At 34.9% G+C, this 16,797-nt stretch carries 19 protein-coding genes; 4 read left to right on the top strand and 15 right to left on the bottom strand.

The window, feature by feature from the left end; translation table 11 throughout:
- Positions 1-265: 265 nt before the first annotated feature.
- The 4 genes from ODZ84_RS23720 to ODZ84_RS20415 form a co-directional block, all read right to left on the bottom strand.
- Positions 266-694, bottom strand: a complete 429-nt coding sequence (locus ODZ84_RS23720) for a CPBP family glutamic-type intramembrane protease (RefSeq protein ID WP_408612354.1) — start codon at positions 692-694, stop codon at positions 266-268.
- A 317-nt stretch (positions 695-1,011) separates the two neighbouring features.
- The gene (locus ODZ84_RS20420) at positions 1,012-1,182 is read right to left on the bottom strand and encodes a hypothetical protein (protein ID WP_266174246.1); all 171 of its coding nucleotides are present in this window, start codon (positions 1,180-1,182) and stop codon (positions 1,012-1,014) included.
- Positions 1,183-1,429: 247 nt separating this feature from the next.
- Positions 1,430-1,687 carry a helix-turn-helix domain-containing protein gene (locus ODZ84_RS23715; RefSeq protein ID WP_408612445.1) on the bottom strand — a complete coding sequence of 86 codons (258 nt, stop codon included), beginning with the start codon at positions 1,685-1,687 and terminating at the stop codon, positions 1,430-1,432.
- A gap of 32 nt (positions 1,688-1,719) precedes the next feature.
- Positions 1,720-2,175: a CPBP family glutamic-type intramembrane protease gene (locus ODZ84_RS20415; protein ID WP_266174245.1), complete on the bottom strand. Its 456-nt coding sequence runs from the start codon at positions 2,173-2,175 to the stop codon at positions 1,720-1,722.
- A 150-nt stretch (positions 2,176-2,325) separates the two neighbouring features.
- Here ODZ84_RS20415 and ODZ84_RS20410 point away from each other — a divergent pair.
- A protein-coding gene (locus tag ODZ84_RS20410) for an IS3 family transposase (RefSeq protein ID WP_408612347.1) occupies positions 2,326-3,683 on the top strand; the annotation gives its coding sequence in 2 pieces (ribosomal slippage) (positions 2,326-2,661 and positions 2,664-3,683; 1,356 coding nt in all).
- A 14-nt stretch (positions 3,684-3,697) separates the two neighbouring features.
- On the opposite strand, the gene ODZ84_RS20405 is transcribed toward ODZ84_RS20410, so the two are convergent.
- The 3 genes from ODZ84_RS20405 to ODZ84_RS20395 all read right to left on the bottom strand — a co-directional run bounded on the left by ODZ84_RS20405 (position 3,698) and on the right by ODZ84_RS20395 (position 6,047).
- Positions 3,698-3,886, bottom strand: coding sequence for a bacteriocin (locus ODZ84_RS20405; protein WP_266174244.1), 189 nt, complete (start codon positions 3,884-3,886; stop codon positions 3,698-3,700).
- Positions 3,887-3,906: 20 nt separating this feature from the next.
- Positions 3,907-4,089, bottom strand: coding sequence for a hypothetical protein (locus tag ODZ84_RS20400; RefSeq protein WP_266174243.1), 183 nt, complete (start codon positions 4,087-4,089; stop codon positions 3,907-3,909).
- 245 nt (positions 4,090-4,334) lie between these two features.
- Positions 4,335-6,047: a helix-turn-helix domain-containing protein gene (locus ODZ84_RS20395; RefSeq protein ID WP_266174242.1), complete on the bottom strand. Its 1,713-nt coding sequence runs from the start codon at positions 6,045-6,047 to the stop codon at positions 4,335-4,337.
- Positions 6,048-6,316: 269 nt separating this feature from the next.
- Here ODZ84_RS20395 and ODZ84_RS20390 point away from each other — a divergent pair, with 269 nt between their 5' ends.
- From ODZ84_RS20390 to ODZ84_RS20380, 3 genes are all read left to right on the top strand, one after another.
- Entirely contained in the window at positions 6,317-6,592 is a 276-nt protein-coding gene (locus ODZ84_RS20390; protein WP_266174241.1) for a hypothetical protein, read from the top strand.
- A 51-nt stretch (positions 6,593-6,643) separates the two neighbouring features.
- On the top strand, positions 6,644-7,429 hold the full coding sequence (locus tag ODZ84_RS20385) for a GLPGLI family protein (RefSeq protein ID WP_266174240.1): 786 nt from the start codon (positions 6,644-6,646) through the stop codon (positions 7,427-7,429).
- Between the two features lie 266 nt (positions 7,430-7,695).
- Complete coding sequence (locus ODZ84_RS20380) at positions 7,696-8,511, top strand: prolyl oligopeptidase family serine peptidase (RefSeq protein WP_266174239.1); 816 nt, start codon at positions 7,696-7,698, stop codon at positions 8,509-8,511.
- Positions 8,512-8,599: 88 nt separating this feature from the next.
- Here ODZ84_RS20380 and ODZ84_RS20375 read toward each other — a convergent pair whose 3' ends face one another.
- The 8 genes from ODZ84_RS20375 to ODZ84_RS20340 all read right to left on the bottom strand — a co-directional run bounded on the left by ODZ84_RS20375 (position 8,600) and on the right by ODZ84_RS20340 (position 16,786).
- Positions 8,600-9,385, bottom strand: coding sequence for an alpha/beta fold hydrolase (locus ODZ84_RS20375; RefSeq protein WP_266174237.1), 786 nt, complete (start codon positions 9,383-9,385; stop codon positions 8,600-8,602).
- A gap of 12 nt (positions 9,386-9,397) precedes the next feature.
- On the bottom strand, positions 9,398-10,342 hold the full coding sequence (locus ODZ84_RS20370; protein WP_266174236.1) for an NAD(P)H-dependent flavin oxidoreductase: 945 nt from the start codon (positions 10,340-10,342) through the stop codon (positions 9,398-9,400).
- A gap of 134 nt (positions 10,343-10,476) precedes the next feature.
- Positions 10,477-11,847 carry a peptidylprolyl isomerase gene (locus ODZ84_RS20365; RefSeq protein ID WP_266174235.1) on the bottom strand — a complete coding sequence of 457 codons (1,371 nt, stop codon included), beginning with the start codon at positions 11,845-11,847 and terminating at the stop codon, positions 10,477-10,479.
- Positions 11,848-11,934: 87 nt separating this feature from the next.
- Positions 11,935-12,858, bottom strand: coding sequence for a PfkB family carbohydrate kinase (locus tag ODZ84_RS20360; RefSeq protein WP_266174234.1), 924 nt, complete (start codon positions 12,856-12,858; stop codon positions 11,935-11,937).
- Between the two features lie 30 nt (positions 12,859-12,888).
- On the bottom strand, positions 12,889-13,446 hold the full coding sequence (gene gldD, locus ODZ84_RS20355) for a gliding motility lipoprotein GldD (protein WP_266174233.1): 558 nt from the start codon (positions 13,444-13,446) through the stop codon (positions 12,889-12,891).
- Between the two features lie 296 nt (positions 13,447-13,742).
- A complete protein-coding gene (locus ODZ84_RS20350) occupies positions 13,743-14,786 on the bottom strand; it encodes an A/G-specific adenine glycosylase (RefSeq protein WP_266174232.1) in 1,044 nt (347 codons plus the stop codon).
- Between the two features lie 110 nt (positions 14,787-14,896).
- A complete protein-coding gene (locus tag ODZ84_RS20345) occupies positions 14,897-15,346 on the bottom strand; it encodes a hypothetical protein (protein ID WP_266174231.1) in 450 nt (149 codons plus the stop codon).
- Between the two features lie 78 nt (positions 15,347-15,424).
- Positions 15,425-16,786 (bottom strand): DUF5458 family protein, encoded by a 1,362-nt coding sequence (locus tag ODZ84_RS20340; protein ID WP_266174230.1) that lies wholly within the window; start codon positions 16,784-16,786, stop codon positions 15,425-15,427.
- Positions 16,787-16,797 lie beyond the last annotated feature (11 nt).

Below are 16,797 nucleotides of genomic sequence, written 5' to 3'. Positions count from 1 at the left end.
TCGTAAAAGGATTAAACTCCTGTGTAAATAATTTTTTTATTTATGTTTTAATTTCCAGTACGCAAAAAATAAAATAAATGCTGTTATAAATTGCCTGAAAAGTTCCTGGGTTTTAGAAATAGAATAACCGAGAAAGTTAAAAGCATGACAATCTCGACAAACTAACGTTGAAATGCCATCAATAAAATAAATTACTCCTACTATAAGGAAAATAGAATTATATTTTGTAGAATTCATAGACTAATATTTTAAGGAAAAAATTCAGTTATACAACAAATAGGTAACCAAATAAATTATAAAGTGAATGTAAAAGAGCGGTTAGTAACACCGCAAGCAACATGTTTACTTTAGAGGTTTTAATATAAAAAAAATTCAACGCGATACTGCTACAAAAAACCATCAGCATATAAAAACTGCTATATAGGTGAAAAGATGCAAAAACTAAACTCATTAAAACTATCTGTGTCCACCCGTTTCTGATTTTAATATACACTAAAATATGATGCATAATGTATTGAAAAATAATAGTTTCAATGAGAGGCGCGATACATATTATTAAAACTAATCCAGGTGGCTTTTCACCGTTGATATCTTGTTCTTTAAAATGAAAAAATCGATGATTCAGACAAACGAATGTATAACTTGTAGCAATAGAGATTGTCAAGCAAGATAAAAATAACTTAAAAGTTTTCATACTAAAACCTCCCTCCTATTAAGAGGGAGATGATATAAATTATTTATCCGCCCAAGATCCTACATGCACATTGTCAGAGGACCAATCTCTAAATCGACGTACTCCGTAAGCTATCCAATACCAAGCAGATTCACCTGCATTAATTGATAGACATTCATATTCAGTTAAATTTATTAATTTTTTATTATTCATGTTGTTAAATTTTGTTATTCCAAGTAATAGGCTAACAGTAAAATACTATTAAGCAAAAGAAATTGCTGATACAGATTTTGTAATAAAAAAACCATATTCTATTTTTCCAGGTTTTATCATTATTGTTAATGTCTAGGGTGCCCCGTTCCTCCATCATGCCAGCCTTCCCGAATATCGCCCCAGTTGTTGATCGCGGATAAGGCTAATCCTACTACAACGGGAATAATCCATCCCCCTTCTGTCTCGTGTAATTCTTTAGGATTTAACTCTACTAGATTTAAATTTTCTAATTTCATTTGTTTAATTTTTTTAAATTTTAAAATTCCTTTTTGTCATATAAACCCTGACATGGGTTTTCGCTGATCAGCTCTATTTATACTTTTCATACTGCGCATTATGAAAAGAAAATATTGGTGTTTTTACCTGAGACAAACTTAAGCAAGAGTTGAACGTAAAAAAAGCAATAGGTATCAGGATTTATAAATCCATAGTACGGATTTATAAATTATTAAAATTAAAAATAATTGTAATCAGTTAATTAAATTACTGTTGAGCCTCAATTTCTTTAATGTAAATTGCAGGGGTAGTTCCTGTTTTTTTCTTAAATGCAACCGCAAATGCCTGCACATTGTTATAACCAATTTCTTCCGCAATGGCCGGTAATTTATAAGACCGGAATTTCTTATCTTTTACAAGCCGCTCCAAAACATAATCAATACGCAGGTCATTAAGATAGGAATTGAAATTCTTTCCTTTATGGGTATCAATAATTTCGGATAAATAAAAAGTATTGATTTTTATACTTTTTGCTAAACTGGTTAAGTCATACCCTTTCAGAGAAGTAAGTTTAAAATAAAAACAAAAATATTGTATATACCATGCATTAAAAAAACACCTGTAAAACCAAACCTACTTTTCTTTTCTAGTGTGTAAAATAAATCAGCCATAAATAATCCGGTTATAGATGTTTCTATTATATAATTTATGTTATAATAATGGCTAAGACCAAAAGTGATTGAAGAAAAAAGGATATAAAGGTTTTTTTTATACTTTAAAAAATTTATCGCATTGATAATTTTGTAAGTGAGGAAAAAAAATATTACAGTTTCAATAAGAGGAGCAAAAATAAAAGCAACAAAAATTTCAATCCATGCATTTTCACTCGAAAATCCGTTGTATTCAATAGGATTTATTAAATGTAATAAGTAAGATATAATGGATGACAGAAGAAAAGCAATAACCGTTCTTCTAAAAATTAATTTTAAGAATTCGCTATATTTTTTTTCCATAGTAAAAAGGCCACTTTTCAGCAGCCTTGAATTCAGCTTTTATATTATTTATCTTTCCAAGTTGCATAGCTAATGTAAATCGTCAGCAAAAAGTGGACATTAGACATTAAAAATTTAAGGAGTGTTTTCATAAAAAGAGTAATTTTAATTATGGCAACACCGAAAAAGAAACCGACCGAGAAATTCGTAAAAGATATTCGGCAGAACACCCGCAGAATATTCACTGCAGAGCAAAAGATTTTAATCGTGATGGAAGGTCTTCGAGCGGAGACTTCCGTAGCCGAACTTTGCAGGAACCATAATATTGCACAGTCGCAGTTTTATGCCTGGAACAAGGAGTTTATGGAAGCAGGAAAGAAGCGCTTAAATGGAGATGTCGCTCGCGAGGCTACGAGTGATGAAGTATCAGATCTGAAGAAGGAAAATGCACGTTTGAAAGAGATCGTAGCTGATCTGGTCGTTCGCTATGACATTGTAAAAAAAAGTTTAGACAGGCTGGATTAATCGATAAATACAGGAAATATATGAGATTATCGGCAGCTGAGAAATACGAGATCATTCAAACGGTAACCACAAGTGAACTCGGCGTGAAACGAACCTTGGAAAGTTTTGGAATTGCTAGAAGCAGCTTTTACAAATGGTATCAAAGCTACTTGGAAAACGGCTATGATGGCTTGGAAACTACGAAAAGAACAAACCATAGGCAATGGAACAGCATTCCTGAAAGACAGAAAGATCTGGTAGTAGAGATCGCTTTGGAACACACCGAATTATCTGCAAGGGAACTGGCCTACAAAATTACCGATGAGCAAAGTGTTTTTATTTCAGAATCTAGTGTTTACCGGATTTTGAAGCAAAGAGACTTAATCCCGGCACCGAATCATTTTCTTCTTTCGGCAGCAAATGAGTTCAAAGACAAAACGGAATTTGTGCATCAAATGTGGCAGACAGATTTTACTTATTTCAAGATCATAGGCTGGGGATGGTACTATCTGAGCACGATCTTGGACGATTACAGCCGCTACATCATTCACTGGGAGCTATGCGACTCAATGAAAGCCGAAGATGTGAAACGAACGGTGGACACAGCCATTAAAAAAGCAAAATTAAAGACCAAAGCCAAACCGAAACTGCTCTCGGACAACGGTTCCTGCTACGTCTCCAATGAGTTGAAAAGCTATCTGAAAGACGATTTAAGGATGAAACAGGTTCACGGAAAACCAATGCATCCGCAGACCCAGGGCAAGATTGAACGTTATCACAGAACGATGAAAAATGTAGTGAAACTAAATCATTTTTATCATCCCGAGGAACTCATCCAGGCACTGGAGAAGTTTGTAGAAAACTACAATAACAAGCGCTATCACGAGTCGATAAATAACCTCACTCCAGCAGATGTGTACTTCGGAAGATCAGAACAGATTTTGGAAAAAAGAAAGCAAACAAAAGCGGAATCCATCCGAAAAAGAAGACAAATATATAACCAACAAAAATTAGTAAGTTTATAAATCGAAAATCCTCCTTAAGGATTTAAACTAAAATGTCTAAGTTGGTTTGAAGACGTACAATAGCTAATTCCCCGATGAGCATCATTCACATTATGTAAAACGCCCGCCACATAACCCACAGCCTGACCAACTCTATACCAAAATGATTCTCCACCATTAATCTGTTGTAATTCAGATAATGATAATTCTTTTAAATTTTTCATAATAATTTAATTATTAAAGTTTAATTACGTGCAGTATTATAACCATTAGAAAATCCCTTTTCGATGTCATCCCAATTTGAAATTGCTTCTGATACAATATATCCTACAATTCCTCCTTTTACCCATTTAGGAAGACCTCCTCCTTCTATTGTTAGTACTTCCTGAGCATTAAGCTCCTCTACATTTAAATTTTTTAAATTCATTTTGTTAATATTTTAAATTTAGTAAATTACTTTGTCATATAAACCCTGACATGGGTTTTCGCTGATCAGCTCTATTTATACTTTTCATACTGCGCATTATGAAAAGAAAATATTGGTGTTTTTACCTGAGACAAACTTAAGCAAGAGTTGAAAGTAAAAAAAGCAATAGGTATCAGGATTTATAAATCCATAGTATGAATTTATAAATTATTAAAATTAAAAAAACTGAAAATCAGTTAATTAAATTATTGTTGAGTCTCAATTTCTTTAATGTAAATTGAAGGGGTAGTTCCTGTTCTTTTCTTAAATGCAACCGCAAATGCCTGCACATTGTTATAACCAATTTCTTCCGCAATGGCCGGTAATTTATAAGACCGGAATTTTTTATCTTTTACAAGCCGCTCCAAAACATAATCAATGCGCAGATCATTAAGATAGGAAGTGAAATTTTTTCCTTTATGATTATTAATAGTCTCAGATAAATAAGCTGTATTGGTTTTCATATTCTTTGCAAGACTGGCTAATGTAATCCCATTTTTTAAAAACAGTTGTTTATTTTCAAAAATTTCCAAGTCTTTTAGAATGGACACGGTCACTTCTTCCGGAACAGTTTTAATTATTGCATTTTGTGTTTTAACATTTTCGGGCACTAGAGGCAGCTCGGGAATTTCTTTTTTATCTGTAGTAGATTCAAAATTTCTTTTTTCAATATTTTGGATGAGTTCCTGGGCAATTTTTCGGTGTTCTTTTGCTGTTTTCTTTGCTTTAAAATAAAGGAATAAAACCAACAAAAGTATTATAGCTAAAATACTGATGGAGACATACAAAATTTTTTTTCTGTTTTTTAAGTCATTAATAATACTTTCCTTTTCCTGTAAAAGGTTGGGGGTATCATATTTTTTAGGAAGTTCCGTAGCTAAGTATTTAAATTGTTCATCTAATTTTTTATCTACTTTTAAAAAGTGATCAATGTAATACAATTGCTTTTCTTTATCATTTTTTTCTTTATAATATTCTATAAGAAAAGTGTATACTTCCCGTAGTTGAGGAAAAGTCTTATTTGTTTTTTGCACATTGGAATCTAGTTTAATAAAATACTGTACCGCCTTATTATTATCTTTCAAGCCAATATAAGATTTACCCAAACTATATAGTGCATAATTCGCATTATGATCATGGATACTGGAAAAAAAATCATATGCTTTTAATAGCTCTGTTATAGCAGATTTATATTTTTTTTGCTTGAGATAAGAATATCCTGAAAAATAAGAATATTGGCTAACACTATACTTACTTTTTCTTGTAAATGACGATGTTTGTCCTTCTTTGATTAGAATATTGGCAGAATCCAGTTTACCAAGCTCAATATAACAATAAATAAGACTTACACGTATTTGATTATGTTGGGAATCGTTGGTTATATCATTTGAATTATATAAGTAATATCTAAATGTCTTGGCAGCTTCTGTATATTTACCCAAGTAATTATTTAAATAAGCAATATTTATATTAGCATAGGCAAACTGTTTTTGATCTTTCCTGTCTTTCGCATATTGTAAAGCTATAATATAATTGTCTAGTGCTTTCTTCAGATAATCATGCTTAAAATATAGATTTCCTCTCATCAAATATGTTCGGGTGGGGTATAAACTTCCATTTATATTTTTTGAAATAATGGCAAGGCTATCAATATATTGCAAAGCCGAAGAGAAATTTTCATTAAAATGTGCTAATATATAGCCTTCTGCAATTTGGAGATTGTTTTTTTCTTTCTTTGCTTTATTTAGATAACATTGAGCAATGAGCTTGGTTTTGAAAACATCTTCATTTTCGTAAGATTCATAAAACTTATTCTTCAATTGAGAATATGTAAAGTTATTTAAAGTGTCGGCTTTACTATTTTGAGCATATAGTAATTTGCCTAAAAGTAGTACAATAGGATACATAAACTTCATCATTTGTAAATGTTTACTACAAATTTACATCTTTCTTAATCTTAAAAAGCAATAAATACATAAACAAACATCAAATCAATCAAAGCATTGATAATCAATATTTTGTATAATATTTTCGCAATATAGATTTATAAATCCTTATACCTATTGTTTGTTTTTATACTTACTTCTTATCTAAGTTTACTACAGATATAAAATGCTGATCAGCAAAAACCCATGTCAGGGATTATATGACAAAAACTAATTTTTAAAATTTATTTAATTAAACAATTATGAAAAAAGTAATTCTTTTAGCAGCTTTCGGAGTTGCAGGATTTATTAATGCGAAAACCTCTGAGGTGAAAGTTTTAGAAAACAAAACTGAAGTTTCTGATGTTAAACCTTTTCAACTTTGTGGTGTGAGTGTGACTTACTATGATGGTGATGGAAATGTTTCAGGCTATGATATGATAACATCCGATCAATCTTCTTTACAAAACTGCCAAATGTGGCAAAGTTTGGTAATACACAGATTACAAAAAGCGGGTTTTAGCGTATCAATGAATTAAAAACTATCATTATGGGAAATTATTCGTAGTTTCCCATATATTTCAAATTATATGAAAAATATTTTAATTTTAAACATTCTAATTTTATCAAATTTATGCTTTTGTCAAAAAATTCATGTCAAATATTTGTATGTCCGCTCAGAAATTGCAACACTTTATGAAGATTTATATATTGACAAGAATAAAGTAATGTCCAGACAGGATTCTGTTATCCAATTTAAGAATCAAAATATGTCTAGTGGAAATATCACTGCTTTTAAGCCTTCAAAATCAACAAGAGCATTTTATTATATTTCTACAATAAATGATCAAGATAAAATCGAAAGAGACTTTTTCTTTACATCTCCTGTTAATGGAAATAATCCTAATGATAATTACTTCATTCATGATGTAGTTCTTAAACCTAAATGGAGTATTGATGAGAAAAGCACAAAAAAAATTGCAGGATATAATTGTATTAAAGCAACAACTAATTTTAGAGGGTCAAATATCATAGCTTATTTTGCAAAAGATTTACCCTATTCTACTGGACCATTTAAGTTTTTTGGCTTACCTGGATTAATTTTAGACTTAAGGGTCGAGAATAAATCATATAATATTTGGAAAGCAGAAAAGGTGGAAATTGATTATAAGGAAAATATAAATTTAGTCCCCTCTTTTAAACAATATCCGAAAATTGAAATGAAAAAATTTGTTGAATTAAAAGATCAATTATTGTTAAAAAATAATAAAGAAGTTTTAGATAATCTTCCAACTGGTACTAGAATAGATTATAGTAGTAATAGACTGGGTATTGAAAAAAATTATGAATGGGAATTAAATGAGCCTATCGAATAACTAAAGGTGGGATTTACTATACTACAACAAAAAACGGAGTAGAAGCAAAATTATATTTATACAAAGGTGGAAAAGATATTCCTATCCGACTCCCATATCCATCAGGAAATATTACTTTTGAAAATAAAGGAGTAAATTACTCTGATTTTTGGATAACGTGCTCAGGCTGGGCAAATGAGGGACAACGTTTTAAGTATGATGTAGAGACTAATGCTCTGAAGCCTGAGAATCTTACACCTATTACAGAGTATCCTGAATTCAAAAAGATGACAGTCGATGAAATTTCCATAAAAGCTAGGGACGGAGAAGAAATACCGGTATCATTAATATATAATAAGAATCTCAGAAAAGATGGGAAAAATATGTTGCTTATTGATAGTTATGGTTCTTATGGAATATCCTATACTCCTTTTTTCGCAAAAATGTATTTGTTATGGATTAATCAGGGAGGAATGGTTGCGGTATCTCATGTGAGAGGTGGCGGAGAAAAAGGTGAACAATGGCGTTTGGGAGGATATAAAGAAACAAAACCCAATACCTGGAGGGATTTAATAGATTGTACAGAATATCTGATAAGAGAAAAATATACCTCAAAAGATAAAGTAGCTATTTGGGGCGCCAGTGCTGGAGGAATTACAGTGGGCAGGGCCATGACTGAGAGACCAGACCTTTTTAAAGCTGTTATTGCAGAAGTTGGCGTAATGAACCCTCTTAGAGATGAAACAACACCAAATGGCCAGCCCAAAGAATTCGGAAGCGTAAAAGATCCCAAAGAGTTTAAGGCTCTGCTGGAAATGGATTCTTACCACCATATAAAAAAAGGAGTAAAATATCCTGCAACTTTTATATCTGGAGGAATAAACGACCAAAGAGTTACCGTTTGGGAACCTGTAAAATTTGCAGCAAAATTAATGGCTAATAACGCTTCTCATAATCCTACTTTATTGAAAATAGATTTTGAAGGGGGCCATGGAGGTAATATTCCTCCAACACAACGATATGCTAATTTAGGAGATATGTTTGCTTTTGCATTATGGCAACTTGGGCACCCCGATTACCAGCCGAAAAAAACTAAAAAATAGTTATCATTAAAGACTCAGGACAGTATTCTTAAGGATCAGATACTCACGCTTAAAAAAGAAAATAAAATTTAAAAAACAGGATTTTATCTTAAATTTTTAAATCCATTATACTTTTTATGAAAACCTCACTTTTTGCCAATACCGCTGAGGGAGCTTCCTTATGCGGCGTATGCCCGATACCCGGAATAATAAATTTTTCTGCTGTTCCGCTTATCTGAGTGACTGTTTTTTCCACCTGGTCCAAAGTTCCGTATTCGTCGGCTTCCCCCTGAATGAAAAGCAAGGGTGAGGTTATATTTTTCAGAAGATATTCAATGTTCCAGCTTTTGAATTTTTCGCTTAACCAGATTTCCGTCCATGCCTTTACCATCATTTCCACCTTATTTCCGTGGTATTTTTGCAGGCGTTCCGGAAGGTTGGTAGTCTGATAAGCTTTTAAGGCTTCTGCAACACCTTTTACTGTAACTTCTTCCACAAATATATGCCCGGCCTCACAGATCAGTGCTTTAACTTTTTCGGGATATTTTGAGGCGGTTATCAATGCGATTGTTCCTCCGTCACTATGTCCGAATAGAATGGCATCGTTTATATTTAATCCGGTAAGCAGATCATTCAGAAGATCTGCTTCCCGTTCCATATAATCATTATCGCGTTCATGAGTAGACATTGGAAATGATTTTCCATATCCTAAGCGGTCATATATCAGAATATTGCAGCCTGCAGCCTGTGAAAGTTTTTCAGGAAAATCTCTCCAAAGCTGCACCGAACCTAACGAATCGTGCAAAAATACCAGGGTATGACTATTTTCAAATGAATTACTGTATTCTATATAAAGTTGCTGACCATTTACCTCAACTAATTTTCCTTCTATCATGATAATGGTATATTATAAAACAGGATTTTCTGCCTGCTGAAATTCTTTCAATAGATTTTTGAAGACTGTCTCAACCGGAAGAACATCATGAATCAATGCTGAAACCTGTCCGATTTCTAGTTCGCCCTCTTCCATATCGCCTTCAAACATACCCCGCTTGGCTCTTGCACGTCCCAGTGAAGCGACCAAAGCTTCTGTATTTCTTCCCAGGTTATAAATATCTTCCAGCTCATTAAAAAACTTATTTTTCACCATTCTCACCGGTGCCAGCTCTTTCAGGGTAAGATGAGTATCGCCTTCATTAAGTTCCGTGATTTTCTTTTTCCAATTGTCATGAGCACTGGCTTCCACTGTTGCGGCAAAACGGGAACCGATCTGGACACCGTCCGCACCCAGAATCATGGCTGCCTTCATCTGAGATCCTAAAGCAATGCCTCCGGCAGCAATTAGAGGTTTCGATATATGATTTTTAACGTTCGGTATCAGGCAGAACGTAGTGGTCTCATCTCTTCCGTTATGTCCGCCTGCTTCGAAGCCTTCTGCAACTACTGCATCTACGCCTGCATCTTCACATTTGATGGCAAATTTGGTGGAAGAAACCACGTGAGCGACTTTCACTCCTTCTTTTTGAAGAGCCCCGGTATATGTTTTAGGATTTCCTGCTGATGTAAAAACAATCTTTACACCTTCCTCCAGAATAATCTGCATCACCTCATCCAGATTAGGGTAAAGCATGGGTACGTTTACACCAAAGGGCTTATCCGTAGCCTGTTTACACTTCTGAATATTTTCCCTTAAAACATCCGGATACATACTTCCTGCTCCGATAAGTCCCAGACCACCGCAATTGGAAACCGCCGAAGCCAGTTTCCAGCCCGAATGCCAGATCATCCCTGCCTGGATAACAGGATACTGTATCTCAAAAAGTTGTGTAATTTTATTTTGCTGTGACTGCATTTCGCTAAGCTTTTTTGCTGAATTAAAATCTATAAAATTGCCCATAGGGTAAAAATAATAAAAAACACTTTATATAAGGCCATGAAAGAATTTTTTCCACAAAAAAACCTTCAGGAAAATCTGAAGGTTTAAATTTATTTTTTAATGGCGTCCTTTTTCCAGTTTCCTTTGAACTGGCAGGAATCATAACGGCCGTCTATTGAGATAAATGTTGTTGAAAGTCTCGAATTAACAAACTTTTCAATCATTTCATTTTTCTTTTTATTCAGTGCCATCTGCTTTATTCTGTCATAATCGGATTCCAGCTTAATCTGGTGGGCAGGGATCACATCTTCAATTTTAATGATCTTCACGACTTTTCTCTTTCTTTCGTCTTCATCATCAAATGCGGTCGTGATGTCTCCTTTATTTAAACCTGCCAGCTCATAGCTGATGGTTCCCGGAACACTTTCTCTTTCGATTTTACTTGAACCGTCAGCACCGGGAATCAAACCTGCGTTGAACTTCGTTCTTTTATCATCAGAGAATCTGAATGTAGCGTCTTTAAATGTCATTTTTCCGTCAACGATTAAAGTTCTGATACTGTCCAGTTTTGTCTTGGCTGTTTTCACCTCATCATCAGTAGGGGTTGCCATTAGAAGAATATGTCTTGCATCATAGATCTTTCCCGACTTTCTGGTCAATTGGATGATATGGTATCCGAATTCCGTTTCGATAGGGTCGGAAATTTCACCTTCCTGAAGATTTAATGCCGCAGCTTCAAATGGTTTTACCATCTGTCCTTTTGAAATATTCTTCATCAGACCTCCGGTGGAAGCAGAACCCGGATCTTCGGAATAGATTCTCGCCTGGCTTTCAAACGTCTCTCCTCCTGCAATGTCCTGTTTTATCTTCTTCAGTCTGTTTATAAGATCCTGTTTATGAGCTTCTGTAAGCTTCGGATACATCATGATCTGAGCTAATGATACTTCATCCTTGATCTCCGGTAGCTGCATTTTATAAGTCGTATAAAAATCGGTTACCTCATTGGGGGTAACGTCAGCTTTTTCTGTAACCCTCTGATATTTTGCCTGTCCGTAATAGGTATCGGTATCGATCTTTTCGATCGCGTTTTTCATCTCATACCCTGTTCTGAACTTATAAGCCGCCAACATCGATTTTTCATCGGGGAACTGAGAAAGCAACTGTTGATATTTACCATTTGCCTGCTCTTTGATGGCAGCAGACCGGTTTTCAATCAAAGTATCTTTTTTTGCTTCGTATACCAGAAGTTTATTGTTAAGAAGATTTTCCAGGAAGTCACATTTATCAATATTAGAAGCGCCCTGCTGTTTTGCATAATTCATCTGCTCATTTACATCAGACTCCAAAACAATCTCATCACCGATTACAGCAGCAATACCATCCACTAGTTCTCCCGGTTTAACCTGAGCTTTCATGCTGTTTGAAGTCAACAGCATCACAAAAACTGCAAAAAGAAAAGTGATCTTTAGTTTATTTATCATTTTACTATTTTAAACAAGTTGCAAATTTAGAATTCTTAATGAATCACACTAAATTTTTTATTATAAATATTTCTTAAAAAGAAGTATTTACTGTACTTCTACATCGAAAGTCGTTAATTCTTTGAATTGTCTCAATCTGCTGAACATATCGGCTTCGCTAACCTCCTGGATTCTTTCTGTTCCGAATTTTTCTACGGTGAAAGAGGCCATGGCTGAACCTACGATTAAGGCTGACTTCATGGTTTCGAAATCTATTTTTTCTTTTTTGGCTAAGTAAGCGGCAAAACCACCTGCAAACGTATCTCCTGCTCCGGTCGGATCAAAAACTTCTTCCAGCGGAAGGGCCGGAATCGCAAATACTTTACCATCATGGAAAAGTAAGGCTCCGTGTTCTCCTTTCTTAATGATCACATATTCCGGTCCCATGGTATGGATCTTTTTAGCCGCTTTTACCAGAGAGTATTCTCCTGAAAGCTGTCTTGCTTCTTCATCATTAATGGTGATCACGTCTGTTTTAGCAATCATATCCATCAGAATATCCCATGCAGAATCCATCCAGAAATTCATGGTATCAAGAATAACCAGTTTTGGACGCTCGTTCATTTTTTCCAGAACTGACAGCTGTACGCCGGGGTGAAGATTTCCTAATAATAAAATCTCGGCATCCTGCATAGAATCCGGAATTTTAGGATCGAAGTTCTCTAAAACATTTACTTCTGTTGCTAAAGTATCCCGTGTATTTAAGTCGTTGTGGTATTTTCCTGACCAGAAAAATGTTTTTCCGTCTTTTACGATTTCTATTCCTTCGATATTTACATCTCTGTCTGTAAACATATCCAGGTGTTCCTGTGGAAAATCTCCTCCTACTACAGAAACGATTCCGGATTTTACCCCTAAAATAGATGAAGTGATCCCGATATACGTAGCTGCACCTCCTAAAATTTTATCTGTTTTTCCAAATGGCGTCTCAATGGCGTCAAATGCAACGCTTCCTACAACTAAAAGTTTCATATTTTTTTCAAAGTATATTTTAAACGTAAATTAATTTTTCCATTCAAAAGTATCCAGCAGATGTTTCATATCTTTCCTGATATAATCTACTGCAGGAGCTAAAGAATCAGGCTTAGGCCTTGTATTGAAGTATAAATAGGCAGTCACGAAATGTTTCGAACTGTCTGTTATGTAAAATTGAAGATTGGAAGCGCTCTGTCCTTTGAGTTCGTAAAAATTTCCGTAAACCTTTTTTTCCGGGTATTCGAAAGATTTCGTATCGATAGAGCTGGCTTTTATCGTGTGCTCATACACCATTTTTTCAGCCTCCTGGATATGTGACGCAAAATCATTCTGTATCGGATAATAGGTTACAAAGATTTTGGCCTTCATCTGAGGATAATTCAGATAGTACCAACACGGTTTTTTGGCGTCTGTAATTTTCGCAAAATCAGAATATTCGAATGTATAATGACAGTTATTTTCAAATTTCTGATATTTTGGTGCCGGGTACTCTAAGCGAAGCTCACCATAAGGCTTCGGAACAGGATCTTTCCCACAGGACACCAAAAGTAAAACTACAAAAATAAAAATGGCGTTTTTAAACATTTTGCAAAAGTACAAATTAGATTTTAGATTTAAGAAGACAAATTTCAGGATTTCAATGGGTTTTATATCTGATTTTGCTGAAATTAAATTTTGTTTTAAAATTTTTGATAATATTTGTCTTTTGATTTAGATGGATACTAAGCTTTCTTTAAATACTGTGCGTTTTTAAGTTTACACAGACATTTTATTTAGATATGACACTGATATTTTTCACTCGTGCCATTCGTAACGAATTAGATTGGAGTTATGGATTTCCAGTCGCTATTCTGTAAACTTCCGTAGCTCACTTCTTATTCCTAAAGAATCCTGTAGGCATGATCATAACTCTGAATATAGTTTTCCAAAGGTTTGGGAAAAGACATTTCATGCGAACCTTCGACACTTGTTATTAGGTAATCATGGTCTGCAACAAATGCCTTCCATACTTCTTCTGAATCTACCTCAACGTTAAAAATTTCGATGCTTAAGTTTTTGTGCGTGAGTTTATGATGTACTTTTTTTACACTTTTAATAAAGGGAAGCAGTTCGTCAGGGATTGCCGGTGGAAATTCGAAAAGCTTTTTCCAGATAAAGTCATCTTTTCTTTGCTGAACTAGAAACTGCCCGTTTCTATGAACAAAATAATATTGTAAATGCAGGTCTGATGCCTTCACTTTTTTTGTCTTAACGGGGAATTCCGATACCTTATTTAATGAAAATGCAAGACAGTCTTCATTCACAGGACATTCACTGCATAGAGGATTCTTAGGCTTGCATACTTCTGAGCCCAAATCCATCATCGCCTGATTAAAATCCCCTACATTTTCAGGAAGAATCAAATGGGCCAACTCTGAAAAATAACTGAATGCCCCGGAACCGGAAATATCAAAATCATCTGCAAAAATACGGCTCAGTACTCTGTAAAAATTTCCGTCCACAGCAGGCATTTTTCCGCCAAAGCAAATGCTTGAAACTGCGGCAGCTGTATATTTTCCAACCCCTTTCAGCTGTAAAATATCGTCATACTGGTCCGGAAAACTTCCATTGTAATCATTTATGATCTGCAGGGAAGCTTTATGAATATTGATCGCGCGGGAATAATATCCCAGTCCTTTCCAATAGAGTAAAACTTCATTTTCCTCAGCTTCTGCCAAGGTTTTTACATCAGGAAATCTCCTGATGAAATTGTTATAATGCCCCAGCCCCTGGCTGATTCTCGTTTGCTGAAATATGATTTCACAAATCCAGATCTTATAGGGGTCCTTCGTCTGTCTGAAGGGTAAATCCCTGGCATTCTGTTTATACCAGACAAGAAGTTTGTTGCCTATAGGTCTGAAGTTCCGGCTTTCTGTATTTTCCAAAAAATTTAGCTTTATTATTGAGAAACATTATTTCTCCTGAGTGCTTTTGAATATTAACCTATCCGTTTTTTAAATTTAACGGATCTGTTTTAATATGATACAAAGATAATTTAATCTTCTTCTTTCACTGTATAAACGGAAGCACCTTTAAGCCACTGATATTTTAATTTTTTTTCTTCAGCAATAAATCGGTATCCCTGTAGTTTTTTAAGATATACATAGATAGGCTCTTTTTTTAATTTCAGCCTTTGTGCAGACACCATCTGGAAAGGAAAACCAAGTACTGAATCCCGTGTTGATTTCAATATTTCACCAGAATTGATTTTATAGATAAAGAAGGATCTTCCACGGCCTGTGGAGCTATCCACAAGTTTTATACCGGCTGTTGAAACCACCAGATCACTTGCATCGAAACATTCCTGCGCACTCATTATATAGGCCTTCCCTTCCCTCCGTTCTTGTGCAAAAAGATCAATTTCATGAGGGATCTGCATCTCTTTCTTTTCACAGCTGAAAATCATAAGCAGTAATGGCAAAAAGTACGGTAACCTGCCTTTCATAATTATAGTTTTAATGATTTGATAGAAAAAAACCGATGTAATAAGATTGCATCGGTTTTTTTATTTTTATCGGATTAATTAATCCTGAATATATTCAGCATCCCATTCGTTTCCATCGTCCCCTTTATGTCCGTCCAGTTTTATAACGAAACTTTTTGTCGGGAAGTAAGGCGTTAACCGGATATCCAGCCATACTCTGTCTTTGTTTACTTTATCCTGTTCAAATCGGACGATTTTAAATTTTTCAATCAATTTATCAGGTCCTTTAATATTATCCAGGAAAGTGACCACCTGTCTTCTCAGGTCATCTTCATTTTTAGAATTCCAGTTTTCGAAAGCTCTTCGGTTCAGGAAATCCAGTAAGACCTTGGTTACATAATCAAATACACGAACTACGGAATACGTCTGAAGACCTATATTATCCCCGGTGAATAGTGTTTTCGCAGAGAATGCCATGATTTTACCATATTCATTCACCATCGGAACCAGTCCCATTTTTTCGAGCTGGGAAATTTCACTTTTCTTCAGTTCAAATTTTACGGCGTCCACTTCATTGATATTACCATGCTTTTTACCTGCTGCTACCTGTGACATCAGTGTTTTATGGATTTTACCGGCTAGTGAGGTCGATGGCGGAAGTTCAACATTTTCCTCCTCTCCTACTTCTTCTGCTTTTCCACGTCCTACAAGCCAGTTACACGTCATAATCACATTACTTCGGTGCAATTCACCTCCTGTAAGGTTCGCGGAATGGAAAAGATCAACGACATCATCGGGCTTATCCAGATTCGCAAAATCCGTGACCATCATTACTTTATTCTCGTTACAGATTTTCGCCCATTTTTCAATGACCTTATTAGATCCTAAGTATCCGGGAATGGCAAGAATCGAATAATTATCTCTGAGGTCTAAACGGTCATAATAATTTTTAAATTCTTCGGCAATAGCGTCAATGAAAAGCGGATTGTCAAGATCGGAGACCTGATCCAGACTGGCATTGACAATACTGACATTGTCAACCTTGTCAAGTTCCGTATTTTTGTAAAACTGAGCAACGGTTCTGTAGTTTGTTTCTAACTGTCGAACAGCGTCCAGGGTATTTTTAAGATTTGTTTTTAAATTCTGATCTGCAGCCTGAGCTTTTGTTTTGCACGTATCGGCCATTTTATCAGCAGACTCATTACTTTCAAGAAGGTTTACCCAAAGGTTTATTTTCTGCAGAAGTTCTTTTCTTTCTTCTGCTTTATTTCCGTCATTCAGAAAAATTTCTTTTCTGGCTTTTCTTGTGGGGTTCATGTTTGCGATCCCGTCTACAACGGATTCTACAAAACCAAAACCACCTATTTTATTGAGTTCGGCAAGCGGATTACCCTTCGGTTGACCTGTATGTTGCTGTTGACCTTGTTGCTGACCCTCTGCTGCCTGTAGTTTACTATCCATGATTAATGTAA

The sequence above is a fragment of the Chryseobacterium fluminis genome, assembly GCF_026314945.1.
Lineage (GTDB): Bacteria > Bacteroidota > Bacteroidia > Flavobacteriales > Weeksellaceae > Chryseobacterium > Chryseobacterium fluminis.
This window is presented reverse-complemented; position numbering and strand designations above follow the sequence as displayed.